The organism is Caballeronia udeis, assembly GCF_044909315.1.
In the GTDB taxonomy this organism is placed as follows: Bacteria; Pseudomonadota; Gammaproteobacteria; order Burkholderiales; family Burkholderiaceae; genus Caballeronia; species Caballeronia udeis_A.
The window spans coordinates 140,449-159,850 of the sequence record NZ_JBIYEB010000013.1; the positions used below are offsets into that span (position 1 = coordinate 140,449).

Sequence of the window (19,402 nt, forward strand, 5' to 3'; positions counted from 1 at the left end):
TCATGTTACGCATTCCGTGTCCCTATTGCGGCAGCACCCGGGACGAAGAAGAGTTTACGTTTGGGGGGCCGCTTGAACGGGTTCGCCCGGAAGACCCGCAGCAGCTTAACGACGCACAGTGGGCCGATTACCTTTTCATCCGGAAGAATGCGCGTGGCGCATCAATGGAGCGTTGGCGGCATACCTATGGCTGCCGCCAATGGTTTGGTATTGAGCGCGATACCGTCAGCCATGCGCTTCTGCGCGTTTTTGAACTTGGCGCTGTTACGCGCATGACCGCTTGCGGCGAACCCGCTGTGGGAGGTGTCCATGAAGCCGCTTGACAGGGTCGCCGTCTACGGCGCGAGTTCGAACGACTCGCGCAAGAAAATCAAATTTGAATTTGATGGAAAGACCTGTCAGGGGCTGGAAGGTGACTCGCTCGCCGCTGCCCTGATAGCGAATGGCATTGACATTGTTGGTCGCAGTTTCAAGCTGCACAGACCGCGCGGCATCATGGGTGGCGGTGTAGAGGAGACCAACGGCCTCGTGCAACTTGAGTCAGGCGAATTTGATGAGCCGAACGTCCGGGCAACGCAGATACCTCTCTATGCCGGGTTGCGCGCAGCAAGCCAGAATGCCTGGCCGAATGCTGAACATGACGTGTTCGGCGTGCTTGATGCCTTTCAGCGTTTGCTCCCGGCATCCTTCTACTACAAGTCGATGATGTGGCCGAACTGGCATTTTTACGAACGCTTTGTCCGGCCAATTGCGGGTCTCGGGAAGGCGCCGAAACTTCCCGATTCACAAAAATATCAGAAGCGAAATGTGCACTGCGAGCTGCTTGTTGTCGGAGGCGGGCCCGCGGGACTCGTGGCGGCTCTCGTGGCGGGGCGTGCGGGGCTTCGGGTTATTGTTGCAGACGACCGCGAAGAATTTGGAGGTGCGTTACTGGCGGAGCGTTTCGACGTCGATGGCGCACCGGCCAGACAATGGGTAGAAAACACGGTCGAGCTTCTGCGCCAATTGCCAAACGTCCGGCTACTTCCTCGCACTAACGTGAGCGGGTATTACGAGAACAACTTCCTTGTTGCGGCTGAACGCGTCTCAAATCATCTAGGGCCGCAAGGGCAGCACCGTCGATTGCGCGAGCGGCTTTGGCGTATCCGTTCGAACTCGGTGATTCTCGCGACGGGCGCCATCGAGCGCCCGCTGGTGTTCGCCAACAATGACCGTCCAGGAGTCATGCTGGCGTCTGCCGTTCGAACGTATATCAATCGGTACGGCGTGGTACCCGGGCGGCAAGCGGTCATTGTCGCGAATCATGACGACGCGTATCGCACGGCAAGCGATCTGCACGCCGCAGGTCTCAAGTCAATTACCGTGGTCGATACTCGCGCGAGCGTGTCAGATACCCTGTGCCGGAATTTGACCGATGCCGGGATATCTCACTACGTCGGGTATGCCGTTCGCGATGTCGTCGGAAAACGCAAGGTGCGCGGTGTGAAGATTTCCCGGCATCCTGGCGATGGCGAATTGGCACGGGAGACGGTCTCGCTCACTTGCGATCTGGTATGCATGTCGAGTGGCTGGACCCCCACGATTCACCTTTATAGCCAAGCCGGCGGATCACTTAAATACAACGACTCGCTTGCGTGTCTCGTGCCTGACAGGTGTCGTCAAAACGTGCGCGTTATTGGCGCCGCGAATGGTCGATTTTCGTTGCCCGAGTGCTTCGAGGAAGGTATCAACGCGGCACGGGAGGAAGTCACGCGTCTTGGCGTTCAGCTTGCCGTTGCTGACATCAGTAGTCCAAAGACCCACGCGGCGGACGTTGAGGCGCTCAACATCGAGCCGTTTTGGTACACAAAGAATGTGAGGACGGACAAGCAATGGCTCGATTTTCAGTACGACGTAAAAGTATCTGACATCGAACTCGCCACGCGGGAAAATTTCGTTTCGGTCGAGCATGTAAAACGCTATACGACGGGTGGGATGAGCATCGACCAGGGCAAGTCGAGCAACTTCAATATCCTGGGTGTGATGGCTGAATTGAGTGACCAGCCGATTGTCAAAGTAGGGACGACACGCTTCCGTCCTCCCTATCAGCCTGTCACGCTCGGCACGTTCGCGGGGAGCTCCGTGGGCGAGCGGTACGCTCCGTGGCTATCACTACCAGCCTACGCGTCACATGCGTCGATGAACGCACGCTTCAGCGACTATGGCTGGTTCCGCCCGGACTATTATCCCCGTGAGAGCGAAGATATTGTGATGGCCACCCGCCGTGAGGTTCTGGCCGTTCGCAATGGCGTTGGTATGTTTGACGGGTCCCCCTTGGGCAAGCTGGAAGTCACGGGTCCCGACGCGGCGACCTTCCTCAATAAAGTCTATGTCAATAACCTCGTAAGCCTGAGGCCTGGATTCGCGCGATACGCGATGTTGACCAACGACAATGGTGTGCTCATTGACGACGGTGTTGTCGTACGGCTTGCCGAGGATCATTACCTTGTCCACGCGACGAGCGGAGCAGTGGGTCGAGCGTTCCTTCTGCTCGAAGAATATCTCCAGTGCGAGTGGCCCGAGCTGCGAGTACACGTCAATAACGTGACAACGCAATGGGCGAACGTAACCGTGTCCGGTCCGAAGGCGCGTGAATTGCTCCAGCAGTTCGAGTCGGACATTGACTTCTCTGCGCAGAATTTCCCTCACATGCATTTCAGGGCTGGCACGTTTGCGGGCGTCGAAGCACGGATTCTTCGCGCGAGCTTCACTGGAGAAGTGACGTTCGAAGTGTCGGTGCCAGGCCGCTATGGCTCCGCACTTTGGGAGCGGATGAGCGAGGTTGGGGCGCAGTTTCAAATCACGCCATACGGCATCGAAGCACTGGAGGTAATGCGCACCGAGAAAGGGTATTTGCACGTGGGCGCGGATACCGACGGTTGCTCCAACCCGCTTGACATAGGGTGGTCAAAGATCATCGAGAAGAAGGCCGGCGATTTTATTGGTCGACGGTCACTGCAGCGTCAGGCGGACAAGGCTGAAGGACGGCTTGAGTTTGTCGGACTGGAGTCGGTTGATTCGCAAGAACCTCTGCCTGTCGGCGGACATTTCATTGAGGGTGCCATGCCAAGCCTTCCCATGAAATCGAACGGGTATGTCACTTCCGCATGCATAAGCCCCACGCTTCACAAAGCGATAGGCCTAGGCATCTTGCGTGACGGTTCATCACGCCTGGGGGAGGTGGTCAGTGTGTATGCCAAGGGGCGCGTGACCGCTGTGCGCGTCGTCCCGACAACGCACTTTGACCCGAAAGGAGAACGCCTCAATGGATAAGCTAACTGCACGCTCGACCGTGACAGAGCAATTCGCCCATGGAAAGCCGTTTCCCGTAACTGAGCCGGGATTTCAACTGTCTGAGCTTCCGCTACACGGAATTATTCGTGTGCAAGGCGATGCGAAGAACCCCGCATTTCAGGCAGCGTTGCGCACTGCACATGGTATGGAGTTACCCGCTGCGGAGCGCGTTTCGGAAGTGGGTGAGGCCCGGTTAGCATGGGCAGGACCAAACGAATGGCTCTACTTCTGTTCACTGGAGACCGAAGACGAATCCTTCGCTGCGTTGAAGCGCGCCCTTGCAGACCATTTCGCAACGGTGACTTGCATCTCTGACAGCCGGGTATCGTTTATTGTCACCGGACCCGACGCGCCTGACTTCCTGTCGAAAGGGTGCGGAATTGATTTATGTTCCACATTGTTTAGGCCTGGCAGAGTGGTGACGGCCCGGTTTGCAGGTCTACCCGCCATGTTGATGCGCCGAAGCGAGGTCGTGTATGTCATCTACTTCGACGTGGGTTCGGCTGCTTATGTTCTCGAGTGGATGCTCGACGCTGTCGACGAGTTCCGCGCGTAGGTCTGGCAGTACGTGCGCAAGAATACCGCGGGGGTACCTCTTCCGCTGAGGCAGGCAGCCCGCGTTGCCACATGATGGATATCCTGACAATGGATAGCACTCGCAGTTGAGCGTGCTATCCAGGGCTGAAATCTACTTGAGCGATACGGTAGTGTCCGGTACGTATTTTCCGTTCTTCACCTCGTAGAGCGTGACGTTGGCTGAACGGAGATCGCCCTTGGAATCAAAGGCGATTCTTCCGGTTACGCCATCGAAACCAATCCTCTTCATGGCTGGAAGATACTCTGCAGGAACGGTCGAATCCGCCAGCTTCATTGCGTTGATCAGCGCCCACGTTGCATCGTAGGAGTACGGGGCGTAAAGCGCGACGGAGCCGTATTTCTTGAACTTTTGCTCAAACGTTTTCCCCTTGGGCATAGTGTCCAGCGGTTGGCCCGACTCGGCAGACACGGTGCCTTCAGCGGCCCCAACGCCTGCAAGCTCCACGAATTTTTCGGTTTCAATGGCGGACCCTATAAGCGGAATCTTCATGCCCAAGCCGGTCATTTGCTTGCGCAATGGACCGGCTTGGGCGTGAACACCACCATAGAAGATTGCTTGTGCGCCTTTCGATTTTATCGTTGTGAGAACGCTGCGAAAGTCTATCGACTTGTCAGTGACGAACTCACGGTCTACTACATCAACGCCCGACGCCTTCAGTTCGTTCACCACCACATCTGCAAGCCCCTGGCCATATGACGTCCTGTCGTCAACGACCGCAATACGCGTGAAGCCCTTGGTCCGCGTCAAGTACTGGGCGACGACTCGCCCGACATAGCTGTCGTCGCCAATGACACGGAATGCAGTGGCAAAACCCTGGCGGGTCAGCATGGGATTCGTCGCGGACGGAGAAACCTCAGGTATGCCTGCGTCGGAGTAATTCTTCGACGCTGGAATGGTTGCACCCGAAGTCAAGTGGCCCACGACGCCGTTGACCTTCGCGTCTGCAAACTTCTGTGCCACCGCCACTGCTGTTTTAGGGTCAGCAGCGTCATCTTCGGACAGAAGAACAAAGTGAACCGGGTTGCCCTTTATTTTTATGGCAGCGGCATTTGCGTCGTCAATCGCGAATTTCACGCCGTTCTCAGCATCCTTTCCAATGTGCGCAACCTGCCCAGTCAAGGGCCCGGAGTAGCCAATGGTCACTGTCTGGTCGGCAAACGCTGCCGCAGCGGAGGCGGCAGAGCAGCCTGCCAGAACAAGGTTTCGAATTGCAAATTTCATAGGTATCGCCTTTCTCGATGACATCGTGGACACGCTGTGCGCCGACCACCCGCGACTGAGGATAGGAAGTTTCAATCAAGCTCATAATGGACATATATGTACATAAAATAATGGCTCAGAATTGATTGGACAAGCTATTTATTGAGCCTTGCGTCTAGTGGTTTACCGTGAGTTACTTCAACGATGGGGCGTGGTGCATTCTTCGCGATTCACACCCGGATCAAGCCGTTATTTTGCCCATTTATCGCTAAAATAGAGCCTATTTTGGCCTTGCTCCGCCTTGGGAGCGCCGCGCGAGCAGGGTTTGGCACTGCGAGCGCTGGAGACATGTAACCCAGCTCGCTATCCTCAGGTACCTCCCGTAAAAAGAAGCTTATTGTAAATAGACATATATGTACATAAAGAGACGAACTGCTTAGAAATCGCATCTTTTTACACTTGTCTGAAGTCGTGCCGAGTCGGCGAATGCAAGCGTTGCCAACGCTGACAAAACAGCAAGAGGGACGTGCTTCAAAACTCGGGTAAACATTCCTGGCGAGGTTCGCGCTGGCGATGGGAATGCTATGCTTGCCTGCAAGAAAACTGCGACAGCGTGTCAAACTCCTCAGATATGGCAAGCGAAGAACCAACGAAAAGAATGACCAAGGCTTCTCGGCCGGTTGTCGACCGTACCGTATGGCTGGATGCTGCACGCGCGATACTTGTTGACCAGGGTATCGATGCCGTCAAGGTCGAGCCGCTGGCGGCGATGCTGGAAATCAGCCGAAGCAGCTTCTACTGGCATTTCAAAAATCGCCAGGAGCTGCTTGATGCATTGATTGAATATTGGACCGATGTCAATGACCGTGCGCTTCGCGCTCTTGTAGAGCCGCACCCGGACGATCCGAAAGAGCGTGAGCAACTTGCCAGGACGAGGCTGCGTCAGCTCGTGAATCTGTTCATAGACGAGCGTCAGTTTTCGTCGGAATTTGACATGGCCATACGAGAATGGGCACGTAAGGACCATGCGATTGAGAAACGCGTGGCTCGCATCGACAAGCAGCGAATTGCGCACCTCCAAAAAATCTTCGTGGACATGGGGCATCCAAAGGCAGACAGCCTTATCCGCGCGAAGATCTTGTACTTCCATCAGTTGGGCTATTACCTGACGGGCATCAAGGAGAGCAAGGAAGTGCGCATTCGCAATGCGCCGAGATATCTTGAGGTGCTCAGCGGGATAAAAATCTGACGAGACTGGCGCCAGTCGCATAGCGAGGCGCCAGGCACCATTTCACTTCACCACGCTTGCAATAGCTTGGGCAACGTAGTCCACATTGCCGTTGTTCAATCCAGCGATGCATATGCGGCCGGTTGATACCACGTAGACGCTAAATTCCGATTGCAGCGCTGCGACCTCGGTCTGCGTCAATCCTGTATAGGCGAACATGCCTCGTTGCTCCGCAACATGGGCGAAGCTTCGGCTCGGAACTGCCAAGGACAGTGCGGTGCAGAGCTTCCCGCGCATCGTCACAATACGCGTGCGCATCGACTCAAGCTCTTCGGCCCACATTGCTCGCAGTGAAGGATCCGACAATACTGTCACTATCAGTCGCATGCCATGGGTAGGAGGGCTGGAGTAGTTGCGTCGCACCGTGAACTTCAACTGCCCAAGTACGTTTGCCGTTTGTATTGGTTCTGCGCAATGCACCGTCAATGCCCCACATCGCTCGCCATAGAGCGAGAATGTCTTTGAAAACGTGCTGCTGACCAGGAAATTCATCTTCCGACGTGCAAGCTCGCGGATGACAAACGCGTCCTCAGTGATGCTCGCGGCAAAACCCTGATATGCAATATCAACAAAGGGAATGAGTTCTCGCTGCTGCACCACATCCAGGATTTGCGACCACTGACGATGGTCCGGGTCGACACCTGTTGGGTTGTGGCAGCAGGGGTGAAGGAGCACTATGTCATGGCGCTTCAATTTGTTCAGGTCTTCCAGCATTCCCTGGAGATCCAGCCCCTTGGTCGGCGCATCGTAGTACCGGTATTGACCCACGTTAAAGCCGGCGCCTTCAAAGATCCCGATGTGGTTATCCCAGGTGGGCTCAGAGACATAAACAGAGCTCGAAGAGAAGTTTCGGTTCAGGAAGTCGGCACCCACCTTCAGTGCGCCGCTACCCCCCACTGTCTGCACGACTGCGAGAGAGTCGGTCAGCGATTCCACATCGCCACCGAACAGCAGGGCTGCTACCTGGGACCGATAGATGCGGTCCCCTTCAATCGGCAGATATGACGTTGCTGTATGCGCCGCAAATACGCGCTCCTGAGCTATGCGGACGGAAGAGAGGACCGGAATCTTACCGGCTTCGTCGTAGTAGATCCCGACGCCGAGGTTCACCTTGTCTGTCCTCGCGTCTTGCGTAAATTTTTCCATCAAGCCGAGAATAGGGTCACCGGCATAGGGTGCTATGTGTTCAAACATCTGAGTTCCTGAAGGAGCTGAATGGTGTTGCGCCCTATGGTGGAGACGCTCTTGGGTCCGACGTCCAAACGGTTAATGTACATATGTGTATGGAATATACGTGAAAAAAAGCACGGTGAAACATTGGTTTGCATCAAAAATTATGCTTTGACACTATGTACAGATATGTACATTATTTCGTTTGGACGGAAGCCGTGGCTTTCCGAAGAAGCTCAATTAAAGCGATGTGGACCAGGACATGACTGAAGCAATAATCATCGATGGTGTACTGTTATCAAAGCATCTGCGCGAAGACGTGTCGAAGCGCGCTGCGGCGTTGACGGCAATGGGTAGAACACCGGGACTAGCCGTTGTACTTGTAGGCGACAATCCCGCAAGCGCGGTGTATGTACGGAACAAGGTGAAGGCGTGCGAGCAACACGGGCTTTCTTCCACGCTTGACCGCTTGCCTGCCACGGTGACTGAAGCAGAACTGCTCAGCCGGATTCGGCAAATGAACGAGGATCCTGCGGTCCACGGCATTCTTGTTCAATTGCCACTACCCGGTCATATCGACAGCCACAAAGTCATTGAAACAATTGCGTCGGAAAAGGACGTGGATGGATTTCATGTGGCAAACGCCGGCGCCCTGATGACGGGGCGTCCGCAGTTTCGGCCATGCACGCCATATGGTGTGATGAAAATGTTGAAGGCGTACGACATCCCGGTGGCCGGCAAGCACGCAGTTGTTATCGGACGGTCAAATATCGTTGGCAAACCCATGGCGCTGTTGCTGCTTGAGGCCGGAGCGACAGTGACAATTTGCCATAGCAAAACCGCGGACTTGAGTTTTCACACGAAGTCGGCCGATATCGTGGTCGCCGCGGTGGGTAAGCGAAATGTAGTGACAGGCGACATGTTGAAGCGTGGCGCAACCGTTATTGATGTCGGCATGAACAAAAATGACGAGGAAAAATTGTGTGGAGACATCGATTTCCCTTCAGTAAATCGCGTGGCGGGCCACGTGACACCGGTTCCCGGGGGCGTCGGGCCAATGACAATTACGATGCTGCTGGTTAATACCTTGGAGTCGGCGGAGAGGGCCGCGCAGATGTGAATCCGCGAGTCCACGCCGACTGTTGGCGCCTGGCGCTTTGCTGGAGCGGTTAGTGAAGCCCCCTGTTAAATGCTTATCGATGTTGATGCAGCCTATGTATGAAGCGCCGCGACCCGCTTCCCAATTCGGGCAAGCGGGTTGATAAAACGCATCTGCGTGTCGCCGCGGTCATGACCGTCTTTGAAGAGCGACAAGATCCCGCGCGCGTGAGGTATACCGGGCGTTTTCACGGACATTCATCCTCAACTCGACCCCTCCTCCGCGTGGATGTTTTTTGGCATGCATTGCATGTATATGTTTGGTTTGCGCGCGAAATTTCGGTTTTTTAGGCTCCCACTTGCGTCACAAAAATAGACCCCTCGGTTCACCACTAGCCGATAGGAAACAACCAAAGTTCAGCTTGAGCAAGTTGGAGAGCGTCAAATGAAAAAGCATCTGACCATGTTGGCATTGGCCGGTTCGTTAACCTCGCCAGCCTTCGCGCAGTCGAGCGTGACTCTGTACGGCATTCTTGATGAAGGCATCAACTTCACGAATAACACCGGCGGCAACAAGAACTACGAGATGGCCTCCGGCTACGCATATGGCAACCGCTGGGGTCTCAAGGGTTCGGAGGACCTTGGTGGCGGAATGAAGACAATCTTTGATTTGGAGAACGGCTTCGACTTGAGTAGCGGGCGGGCGAACCAGGGTGGGCGAATGTTTGGCCGCCAGGCGTACGTCGGGATTGCTACGGACCAGTATGGCTCCGTGACCCTTGGGCGACAGTATGATTCGGTCGTCGACTTCCTGGGGCCAACCACCGCCAATGGGAACTGGGCAGGGTATCTGTTTGCCCATCCGTATGACAACGACAACACGGATAACTCATTTCGAGTCAGCAATTCCGTCAAATATACGAGCGCAAACTATGCCGGCTTGAAGTTTGGCGGTGTGTATGGGTTCAGCAATACAGCGGGGCAGCTCGCGAACAACCGGCTGATGAGCGCGGGCGCCAGTTACGTGTCGGGACCATTGACATTGGGCGCCGCCTACATGGACATCAATAATGTCGGGGTGGGGTCGGCGGGCGCTGTTGCTGAAAATGACGCCAGTTTTTTTGCCGCCCATCAGCGCGAGTTCGGTGCCGGTATCAACTACGTTGTCGGCAAGGCGACGCTCGGATTCGCCTATACGCACACCACGTTAGACAATCCGACGGGCAATGGCTATCTCACTCCCGCATCTTTCCCGACGGGAGTCTCCGTCAGCTCGCTCAAGTTCGACAATTTCGAAGTCAACGCGCAATACGCTTTTACGCCTTCGTTTTTTATCGGAGGTATGTACACGTATACGAGCGGCAAGTACGACGGCAGCAACGGGAGCGCAAAACCGAAATGGAATCAGGTCGGGCTCATGGCGGACTACAACTTGTCGAAGCGCACGGACGTCTACGTCCAGGCTGTCTATCAAAAGGTGTCCGGCTCAACAGGTACGTTCCTGGATGATGCCTATATCACCGGAACAGACAACTCCTCCTCAACCAATAAACAGGTTGTCGGTCGCGTAGCGCTGAGGCATTTCTTCTAGAACGTAGTGACGTAATGAGGTAATGACATCAAGAAAGATGTTGGCCCTTCCAGGTGCAAGGCTGAGCGTGCGATGCGGGTGTCGACGGTGCGGGCCTGGAAGGTCAACAATGCCTTGGACTCGAAAACGCATGCAGAGCATCAGCTTTTGTAGGTTGCGCCGAAATTTCGACGCGATTTAAATCACTTCAGGGGAGCGCTGCTCCAACTCAGAAGACACTCAAATCCTCAGGTCCCGATAATCATGCTGTCGAACGCAAACCTTAAGTCGCTTATCGATTCTCGTGTCCCGGGCAGGGCTTTGCCTCAGCCGTTTTACAACGACCACGCGCTGTATGAGCGAGAGCTTGAGCTGATTTGGGAGCGCGAGTGGTTGCTCGCCGGCATGACTGCACAGATTGCGAAAGCAGGGCAGTGGTTCACGGTTCAGATAGGTCGAAGCTCCGTCGTCGTTGTTCGCGACCGGTCGAAAACAGTACGGGCTTTCTATAACACATGCCGTCATAGAGGTTCGAGAATCTGTGCGGGCGAGAAGGGCTCGTCGGGCACACTCGTTTGCCCCTACCACCAGTGGACGTACGGCCTTGATGGAAAGTTGCTGTTTGCAAAAGAGATGGGCGAAGAATTCGACCCGACCGCATTCTCGTTGAAGCCGGTACATTGCGAAACCGTCGAGGGATACATCTTTATCTCGCTCGCTCAAACTCCACCTTGTTTCGACGAGTTCCGAAACAAGGTGTCGGCGTACATCCGGCCGCATGGATTGCAGAACGCCAAGGTTGCCCATGAGACGACCATAGTCGAGAAGGGCAACTGGAAGCTTGTCATCGAAAACAATCGCGAGTGTTATCACTGCACCGGCAGTCACCCTGAGCTCCTGAGAACCATTTCAGAATTCGATGGACCTACCGACCCGCGCTTTGGCGGCGAATACGCTGAAAAGTGTGTGAAGGACGAGGCTCGATGGGCAGCCGCGGGCTTACCCTATGCGCCCATCGAAACGGATGAGGGGTACCGGCTGGTACGGGTGGCGATGGAACGCGGCGTGTCTTTCACGATGACGGGTGAGCTCGCTTGTAAGAAGCTCATGGGCACGCTGGACAATGCGGACGTTGGTTCGCTCCGTCTTTTGCGGTTTCCGAACACGTGGAACCACGCGCTGTCGGACCATGCCGTTGCGTTTCGAGTTCTTCCGCTAAGTCCGACAGAGACTCAGGTGACGACTTGGTGGCTGGTGCATGCAGATGCCATAGAGGGTGAGGATTATTCGGTGGGAGACCTGACAGCGGTGTGGGCGGCGACCAACGCTCAAGACCAAAAGCTCGTTGAGGCAAACCAGCAAGGTATCAATTCAAAAGGTTTTGAGCCGGGGCCCTATTCTCCGTTGGTCGAGACTGGCGTGACGGAATTTATCGACTGGTACCTGACGACGCTTTCGAACGGCCTTGCGCAGTCTCCGGTTAGCGTGGCGCTCGAAAGAGCCGAGTCATGAGTAGCAGTACTTTTTCCCAGGCAACGTGTACGTCGATTACCGACGAGTCGTGGAATGTGAAGACCGTTGAATTCACGATCGACGATGCCGAAAATTCCTTTGAGTTCAAGGCAGGGCAGTACGTTACTGTCGAATTCACGATACAGGGTGCGACTCATTGCCGCTGCTATACGGTGTCTTCGGAGCCGCAAGGGTGCGGTGGTGTCTTCACCATTACCGTCAAGCATTCAGTGGGCGGTGTCGTTTCCACGTGGCTGCATCGAGAGCTTGCAGTGGGCGCGAAGCTGGGGGTTTCACGCGCTACCGGCGACTTCCATCTAAGCAACGACGTTGTGGAGCCGTTGTTGTTCATCGCGGGAGGCGTCGGCATCACACCTTTGATTTCCATGGCCCGCGCGATGAGGGCAGCGGGTCTTGGGAGAGACACACAATTTCTTCAGTTTGCGCGAACACCGGCGGACCTTCTGTTTCGTGATGAGCTATTGGCAATGAGTAAAGCTCACCCGGAAATTACGCCGCATTTCCTGGTGTCCCGAGACGCAGATACCAATAGCATCAATGGCCGTTTGAACGCGTCGACCCTGGATTCGATGGTGCCAGGCTGGCATCTGCGGAGCACGTACTGCTGTGGCCCGGACTCGTTCATGTCTGACATGCGCGAACTATTTCTTGGGCGCGGTGGCCAGCCTGGGCGGTACCACCAGGAGAGTTTCGTGCTTCCGGCTGAAGTAAAAGCCGTTCCGCTGATCACCGCCGAGAGGTTTACCGTCAGCTTGGCACTGTCGAAGCTTGACTCGGTATGCCTGAAAGGTGAGACGCTCATTGACGCTGTTCATGCAGCGCCCGGAGGCATCAAGATCCCGAACGCGTGTCGTTCGGGTGTCTGCGGAACCTGCAAGCTTCGCAAGCTAAGCGGGGAAGTGGACATGCAGCATAACGGGGGAATCACTGAGGAGGAAGTCGACGAGGGTTTCGTCCTTGCCTGCTGCTCCACGCCATTGAGTGATGTGGTCCTCGAGTATTAATGACTGTCATGTCCAGATGCTGCGGCCGCCAAAATCGATAAGCCAGTCAAGGAAGATTCTCGCCGGAGCACTGAGTTCTTCGTTTTCGGTATGAATGATGTACTCCGACAATCCCGTCTTGACGGAATTGCCGAGCGGCTTGACCAATAGCGTCTCGCGCGATTCGTGCGGGATTCCATAGGACCACGCGAGCGCGACACCCTTGCCGCTGCACGCGGCTCGATAGACCAGGTCATAGTTGGACAGTGTCAATGACTTGTGAAGCTGGCCGGGCTGCATCCCGGCCATCTCAAACCATGTATCCCATGAATTGAAGGCGGAGATGTCTGCCTCGAGCTCAATGAGCTCCGCTTTCGGCAAGTCACTGATCGAATCAATGCGGTGGCTCTCAAGATACTTTGGGCTACAAACTGGAAATATCTCTTCGTCAAATAGCTTGAACTTGGTGACGTTTGGCCATTGGCCATCGCCGTATCTTATCGCCAGGTCGACCGGGTCTTTCCACGGGTCGACCGGAACGTTGCTGGCCAACACACGAATATCGATGTCGGGATGTTGCGTGCGGAAGTCAATGATGGCCGGCATCAACCAGAAGCTGGCCATGGCATTGCTAGCCGCGATGGTGACGGTACTCGTGTCCAGGGCCTCGATTACCGTCACGGCCCGACGAATGGAATTCAGGCTTTGCGCAATCGCTTGTTGAAAAATCAAACCAGCACGGGTTAATTGAATCTCCTTATGCCGCCGGTTGAAGAGCGCAATACCCATTCGTTCTTCCAGCACCTGGATCTGACGGCTTACCGCTCCCTGCGACAGATGCAATTCCTCGGCTGCGCGCGTAAAGCTCATCAGTCGGGCCGATGCTTCAAATGCAGCAATGGTATTGAGCGGCGGTAAGCGTTTTCGTTGCGTTGCCAATGTTGATGCTCCGGGAGATCAAGCCATCGGTCCGGTACTGACTCGAACTGAAAGAGACTTTAGTGCATCCAAAAAAGTTGGACTAGCGATCACAAGGCACAGCTCGTCAGGATTTACCCGTAGCCGATAAGTCTTTGATTAAGCTAACTGTTTAGCTTCCCAGTTAAATCAAGTGCTTGCAGCGTTTTTATCGGTTGCATCAATAAACGCATGCATCGCATCAACTTTTTTGAGTTTCGTCCTGTTTTCTGGCTGCCTAACTTTAGGTCTTCGTAGTTCGCTGTGCGCGACTTGGGGCCAAGCGGTCGAGAGGCGCGTGGGCGAGCAGGGCAAACCGTTTCAACATGGCGGAAAAATGAAATCGCATTATCAAGCTGTTGTGATTGGCGGAGGCGTTGTCGGTTGTTCGGTCCTCTACCATCTGACCAAGTTTGGCTGGACCGACGTGGCGTTGCTCGAGCGCAAAGTCTTGACCGCCGGCTCAACCTGGCACGCGGCAGCGGGATTTCACTCGATCAACAGCGACCCGAACATTGTTCGTCTGCAGGCGTACACCATTGCGCTCTACAAGGAAATTCAAGAGGCTGGAGACCAAAACGTCGGATTACATGTTCCGGGCGGCATAGCAATGGCTGCAACACAGGAACGTTGGGAATTCCTGCGCACCGAGTGGTCGCGTCATCGCTTCATGGGCATCGAGAGCGAGCTGATCACTCCGTCGGAAATCAAGGCGGCGTGTCCGCTGGCAGACGTCGGCGAAATACTTGGAGGCCTCTGGAGTCCCGACGAGGGCCACCTTGACCCGTACGGCGCCACCCAGGCCTACGCACGGGCTGCCAGGAAGGCGGGCGCGCAGATCCATCAGCAAACGAAGGTGGAGAGCCTTGAGCAACGGCCGGACGGAACGTGGAACGTTTATACGGACAAGGGCGTCATTCACGCGGAGCATGTCGTGAACGCTGCGGGGCTGTGGGCACGCGAGGTGGGAATGATGGCTGGCGTGAAGCTTCCGTTGATTCCGATGGAACATCACTACCTCATCACGGAAGCGATTCCGGAGCTGGAAGCATTTGGAAAAGAGATTCCGGTCATGGTGGATCTGGACGGTGAGATCTACATGCGCCAGGAACACCAAGGGGTTCTTTTTGGCGTCTACGAAAAGAATTCAACGCCATGGTCGCTGGCGGGCACGCCTTGGGACTATGGCGAGACAGACCTCCTTCAGCCGAATCTGGAGAAGATCGAGAACGAACTCATCAAAGGGTTTGAACGCTTCCCAAGCGTCGGCAATGCGGGCATCAAACGCATTGTCAATGGCCCGTTTACGTTCACACCCGACGGCAATCCGCTCGTAGGACCCGTGCGGGGAAAGAAAAACTACTGGGCTGCATGTGGTTGCATGGCCGGGTTCAGTCAGGGTGGCGGAATAGGATTGGCGCTCGCGCAGTGGATGATTCAAGGTGAACCGCAAGATAACGTCTTCGGTTTTGATGTCGCCAGGTTTCCGAATTTGACCCAGAATTTTGTGACCGCGAAGGCGCAGGAATTTTATGAGCACCGGTTTTACCTCGCCCGGCCCAACGAGCAATGGCCGGCCGGGCGGCCCCTCAAGACGACCCCGCTGTACGATATGCAATCCGAAAAGAATGCTGTCTTCGGGGTTAGCTATGGTCTGGAAACCCCTATGTGGTTTGCGCCCAAGGGCGATGAGCCATTGGAGACGCCAACCTTCAAGCGCTCAAACGCTTTCGATGTAGTGGGCAAGGAATGCTGCAACGTACGCAATAATGTCGGTCTCTTCGATGCCAGCGGTTATGCCAAATACGAGGTGAGCGGACCAGGTGCCTTCGCGTGGCTCGATCACCTTTTTGCATCGAAAATTCCCGCAGTCGGCAGGGCGAGACTTGCCCCCATGCTCAGTGAAACGGGCCGGCTGATGGGAGACCTGACCATCCTTGGACTGGCGGACGAATCCTTTCTTATAACCGGTTCGGGATACCTTCAAGAATGGCATATGCGCTGGTTCGAATCGCATTTGCCCACTGATGGATCCGTGCGAATAGCTAACCGTAGCGACGCGGTGTCAATGCTTGCGATTGCGGGTCCCAAAGCGACAAGCCTGATGGAGCGCCTGATTGGCGAGAAAGCCGTTGAAGCAGCAAAGCCTTTGCTCTCGGTCACCTTCGCCGAGGCCGGCGTTGTACCCGTTACGGTGGCGCGTTTGTCATTGACCGGCGAGTTCGGCTATGAACTCTATTGCGAATCGACGTACGTTCGCTCTCTCTATAGTCAACTGTTCGAGGCCGGCAAGGACTTGGGACTCCGTGAGTACGGAGTCTGGGCACTTCTCTCCATGCGCCTCGAAAAAGGCTTTGGGATCTGGTCAAGAGAATTCGGACCGGAGTACACGCCGGCAATGAATGACCTCAGGCACTTCGTGGCTTTCGACAAGCCGGCTTTTATCGGCCGTGAGGCAGCGCTTGCGGCGAAGGACAAGGAGCCGACACATCGGCTCGTGATGCTCGAGGTCGCCGCGACCGACGCGGACCCTAGTGGATTCGAGCCCATCTGGATTGGCGAGAAGGTGGTTGGTTTTACCACGTCCGGCGGCTATGGCCACACCGTTGGCAAGAGTTTGGCCATGGGCTACATCGAGACGCCTCACATTTCGGCCGGTGCCAGTTACGACTTACATGTTCTTGGAGAGCGGCGCGCTGCGTCGCTGCTGGAAGCAGTTCCGTACGACCCGAAAGGCGAACGCATGCGAGCCGCGAAGTAACTCGCCCAAGCGAATAGCGAAAGGAAAGACAATGAAAGTTCTGGTCGCGGTAAAGAGAGTTGCTGACCCAAATGTCAAAGTGCGCGTTCGGACTGACCATACTGACGTGGACCTCTCCTCGGTGAAGATGACGATCAATCCGTTTGACGAGATTGCACTCGAAGCCGCCGTGCGGTTGAAAGAACAAGGACTTGCTACGGAGGTGATTGTCGTTGCCTGTGGTTTGCCAGCTTCGCAGGAGACGCTGCGCACGGCGTTGGCCATGGGTGCGGACCGGGCGATCCTGATGCAAACCGATGCGCAGCTTCAGCCACTCGCGGTGGCGAAGCTTTTGAAGGTGGTCGTCGACGGGGAAAGCCCGCAGTTGATCTTGCTTGGCAAACAAGCTATTGACGACGACTCCAATCAGACGGGGCAAATGCTGGCCGCACTTCTGGACCTTCCGCAAGCGACCTGCGCATCGTCAATCGAACTCAGTGGGCTCAATGGAGAACGCCTGGTCGTTACGCGGGAAACGGATGAAGGTCAGGAGAGCGTAGACATGACGTTGCCTGCAGTGGTAACCGCCGACCTTCGCCTCAACGAGCCGCGCTACGTTACGCTCCCCAACCTGATGAAAGCGAAGAAAAAACCGCTGAGATTGATCGCTGCGGACAGTATTGGTGTCGACATCAGCCCGCGATGCAGGACATTGAGTGTCGCGGAACCTGCCGAACGAAAGGCAGGCGAACTGGTCCCGGACGTCGCGACCTTGATTGCCCGGCTGCGTACCGAATCAACACTCATCTAGCGGGTGCCCCATGTCTATTCTCGTCATTGCAGATGTCCTCGACGATGCCGTCCTGTCATCGACCCACAACACCATCGCCGCGGCGCGACAGCTTTCCAGATTCACCAACACAGATGTTCACTTGCTGGTGGCGGGGCATCAGTTGGAAACAGCCGTAGAGTCTGCCGCGTCGAGCGGTGTAGACAAGGTTCTTCTGGCCGACGCAGCGCATCTGGCCGACAGGGGAGCGGAGAACCTCGCAGCGGTCGTGTTGGGTCTCTCCCAAAGCGGCTATTCACATCTCCTCTTTGGTGCGAATAACTTCGGCAAGAATGTGGCTCCACGGGTTGCCGCAAAGCTGGACGTCGCGCAGTTCTCCGACGTTGTCGCCGTTAAAGGCGAAGCCGTTTTCGACCGTCCGATCTATGCGGGCAACATTATGGCGACCGTCGAGGCCTTCGATTCCATAAAGGTGCTCACCGTCCGCTCCACCGCCTTCCCGGCTGGAACAGAAGCATGCAATGCCTCTCCTGTGGAGCCTTGCGTGGTTCCCGAAGATCGATTCATGAGTCGCGTCACGAGCCGGCAGGCGGCGGTGTCGGACAGACCGGATCTGAGCTCCGCGCCCATTGTTGTTTCCGGTGGCCGGGGCCTTGGCAGCAAGGATAACTACACCACCTTGCTTGAGCCGCTCGCGGACAAGCTGGGTGCCGCACTTGGCGCGTCGCGGGCTGCCGTCGATGCCGGCTACGCTTCGAACGAGCGGCAGGTCGGTCAAACCGGGAAGATCGTGGCGCCCGATATCTATGTGGCGGTTGGCTTGTCGGGCGCGATTCAACACCTGGCGGGCATGCGCGATTCTCGAATCATCGTCGCTATCAATTCGGATAAGGACGCGCCAATCTTTGGCGTGGCGAACTATGGGCTGGTCGCCGACTTGTTTGACGTGGTACCTCAATGGTTGACGAGCACATGACTATCCGCTTGCAGCACAGCAGGTCATGCAGTGCCGGCAGGGCATCGAATGATCATCTTTCAAGCACGACACTCTTACTTCTGATTGAGGCCACATGAACCATTACAAGCTTTTGCGATACGCCGCCGCTACTGTCGGTTTGATGGGCATATCGTTTTGCGCATCAGCAGCGACAACCTCGGCATGGTGCAACTCAGGGAAACCGGTCAAGTTTGCGGAGATTGGCTGGGAGAGTGGAAAATTCTTTACGGAGATCGCTCGCTACGTGCTCGAAAAAGGCTACGACTGCAAGACCGAAACGGTGAACGGTTCAAATGCAATCACGCTTGGCGCTGTTTCAAGCAATGAGCTGCAGGTCTTCGTCGAATATTGGAACGGGAGAACCGCCGCTGTCGAGACGGCTGCCAAGGAGGGCAAGGTAAAAATTATTGGTGACCTCATTCAAGGCGGCAGCGTTGAAGGATTCTACGTACCGGAGTATGTGGTGAAGGGTGACGCGAAGCGGGGTATCAAGCCAATCGCCCCGGACCTGAAGAGCGTGACGCAGTTGGCGAAGTACAGCGCTACCTTCGCCGATCCGGAAGATCCGTCAAAGGGAAGTGTCCTGAACTGCCCGATCGGATGGCAGTGCGAATCAGACAACACGCAGAAGCTGAAGGCATACAAGCTTGACAAGGACTATACGAACACGCACCCGGGAACCGGTGCGGCGATGGACGCCACCATCGCGTCCGCGTATGAGCGCGGCAAGCCGATTGTCTACTACTACTATCAGCCGTCGACGCTGCTCGCGCGATACCCGTCCATTCGCCTGGACGAGCCGGCGTTCAACGCGCAATGCTGGAAGACGATCAGCAACAGCAAGGACGCGAATCCGTGCCCGTCTTCCTCGCCCGTCACGGACTTGAAAATCGTTGTCTCGACGCCTTTCTATACGACGGACCCGGTTGCAAACAGTTTCCTGAACAAGATGAGTCTCTCCATGGCATCGGTGAACGAGGCCATGGAAAAGATGGGTTCGAGCAAGGCTGACCCGCGGACGTTGGCCATTCAATACCTCAAAACCAATCCGAAGGCGTTGGCCGACTGGGTACCCGCAGACGTCGCAAGCAAGGTCGAAGCCTCGATTCCGAAGTGAGCATGGTTTCGGCCGGCTGCGGTCAATG

At 55.8% G+C, this 19,402-nt stretch carries 15 protein-coding genes; 12 read left to right on the forward strand and 3 right to left on the reverse strand.

Going from position 1 to position 19,402, the window contains the following annotated elements:
• The first annotated feature begins 2 nt into the window (after nucleotides 1-2).
• The 3 genes from ABH944_RS21460 to ABH944_RS21470 are packed head-to-tail and all read left to right on the forward strand — an operon-like array spanning nucleotide 3 to nucleotide 3,889.
• Entirely contained in the window at nucleotides 3-323 is a 321-nt protein-coding gene (locus tag ABH944_RS21460) for a sarcosine oxidase subunit delta (protein ID WP_404608606.1), read from the forward strand.
• A complete protein-coding gene (locus ABH944_RS21465) occupies nucleotides 310-3,312 on the forward strand; it encodes a sarcosine oxidase subunit alpha family protein (RefSeq protein WP_404608605.1) in 3,003 nt (1,000 codons plus the stop codon). Before ABH944_RS21460 ends, ABH944_RS21465 begins: the two co-directional genes overlap by 14 nt.
• The gene (locus ABH944_RS21470) at nucleotides 3,305-3,889 is read left to right on the forward strand and encodes a sarcosine oxidase subunit gamma (protein WP_404608603.1); all 585 of its coding nucleotides are present in this window, start codon (nucleotides 3,305-3,307) and stop codon (nucleotides 3,887-3,889) included. Before ABH944_RS21465 ends, ABH944_RS21470 begins: the two co-directional genes overlap by 8 nt.
• 132 nt (nucleotides 3,890-4,021) lie before the next feature.
• On the opposite strand, the gene ABH944_RS21475 is transcribed toward ABH944_RS21470, so the two are convergent.
• Nucleotides 4,022-5,152 (reverse strand): branched-chain amino acid ABC transporter substrate-binding protein, encoded by a 1,131-nt coding sequence (locus ABH944_RS21475; RefSeq protein ID WP_404608602.1) that lies wholly within the window; start codon nucleotides 5,150-5,152, stop codon nucleotides 4,022-4,024.
• 610 nt (nucleotides 5,153-5,762) lie between these two features.
• Between ABH944_RS21475 and ABH944_RS21480 the strand changes: the two genes are divergently transcribed.
• Nucleotides 5,763-6,380: a TetR/AcrR family transcriptional regulator gene (locus ABH944_RS21480; protein ID WP_404659488.1), complete on the forward strand. Its 618-nt coding sequence runs from the start codon at nucleotides 5,763-5,765 to the stop codon at nucleotides 6,378-6,380.
• Between the two features lie 42 nt (nucleotides 6,381-6,422).
• Here the strand turns inward: ABH944_RS21480 and ABH944_RS21485 are convergent, their stop codons facing one another.
• Nucleotides 6,423-7,613, reverse strand: coding sequence for an amino acid aminotransferase (locus ABH944_RS21485; RefSeq protein ID WP_404608598.1), 1,191 nt, complete (start codon nucleotides 7,611-7,613; stop codon nucleotides 6,423-6,425).
• Nucleotides 7,614-7,851: 238 nt separating this feature from the next.
• On the opposite strand from ABH944_RS21485, the gene folD reads away from it, so the two are divergent.
• From folD to ABH944_RS21505, 4 genes are all read left to right on the forward strand, one after another.
• Nucleotides 7,852-8,709: a bifunctional methylenetetrahydrofolate dehydrogenase/methenyltetrahydrofolate cyclohydrolase FolD gene (folD, locus tag ABH944_RS21490; protein ID WP_404608778.1), complete on the forward strand. Its 858-nt coding sequence runs from the start codon at nucleotides 7,852-7,854 to the stop codon at nucleotides 8,707-8,709.
• 423 nt (nucleotides 8,710-9,132) lie between these two features.
• Complete coding sequence (locus ABH944_RS21495; protein WP_404608596.1) at nucleotides 9,133-10,278, forward strand: porin; 1,146 nt, start codon at nucleotides 9,133-9,135, stop codon at nucleotides 10,276-10,278.
• Nucleotides 10,279-10,521: 243 nt separating this feature from the next.
• Entirely contained in the window at nucleotides 10,522-11,769 is a 1,248-nt protein-coding gene (locus tag ABH944_RS21500; protein ID WP_404608594.1) for an aromatic ring-hydroxylating oxygenase subunit alpha, read from the forward strand.
• A complete protein-coding gene (locus ABH944_RS21505; protein WP_404608592.1) occupies nucleotides 11,766-12,794 on the forward strand; it encodes a flavin reductase family protein in 1,029 nt (342 codons plus the stop codon). The genes ABH944_RS21500 and ABH944_RS21505 overlap by 4 nt, the downstream gene beginning before the upstream one ends.
• A gap of 6 nt (nucleotides 12,795-12,800) precedes the next feature.
• On the opposite strand, the gene ABH944_RS21510 is transcribed toward ABH944_RS21505, so the two are convergent.
• The gene (locus ABH944_RS21510) at nucleotides 12,801-13,712 is read right to left on the reverse strand and encodes a LysR substrate-binding domain-containing protein (protein WP_404608590.1); all 912 of its coding nucleotides are present in this window, start codon (nucleotides 13,710-13,712) and stop codon (nucleotides 12,801-12,803) included.
• A gap of 172 nt (nucleotides 13,713-13,884) precedes the next feature.
• Here ABH944_RS21510 and ABH944_RS21515 point away from each other — a divergent pair, with 172 nt between their 5' ends.
• The 4 genes from ABH944_RS21515 to ABH944_RS21530 all read left to right on the forward strand — a co-directional run bounded on the left by ABH944_RS21515 (nucleotide 13,885) and on the right by ABH944_RS21530 (nucleotide 19,374).
• Nucleotides 13,885-16,491, forward strand: coding sequence for a GcvT family protein (locus ABH944_RS21515; protein ID WP_404608589.1), 2,607 nt, complete (start codon nucleotides 13,885-13,887; stop codon nucleotides 16,489-16,491).
• Nucleotides 16,492-16,522: 31 nt separating this feature from the next.
• The gene (locus tag ABH944_RS21520) at nucleotides 16,523-17,281 is read left to right on the forward strand and encodes an electron transfer flavoprotein subunit beta/FixA family protein (RefSeq protein ID WP_404608587.1); all 759 of its coding nucleotides are present in this window, start codon (nucleotides 16,523-16,525) and stop codon (nucleotides 17,279-17,281) included.
• 10 nt (nucleotides 17,282-17,291) lie between these two features.
• Nucleotides 17,292-18,236 (forward strand): electron transfer flavoprotein subunit alpha/FixB family protein, encoded by a 945-nt coding sequence (locus ABH944_RS21525; RefSeq protein ID WP_404608585.1) that lies wholly within the window; start codon nucleotides 17,292-17,294, stop codon nucleotides 18,234-18,236.
• Between the two features lie 94 nt (nucleotides 18,237-18,330).
• The gene (locus ABH944_RS21530) at nucleotides 18,331-19,374 is read left to right on the forward strand and encodes a glycine betaine ABC transporter substrate-binding protein (protein WP_404608583.1); all 1,044 of its coding nucleotides are present in this window, start codon (nucleotides 18,331-18,333) and stop codon (nucleotides 19,372-19,374) included.
• The last annotated feature ends 28 nt before the right edge of the window (nucleotides 19,375-19,402 follow it).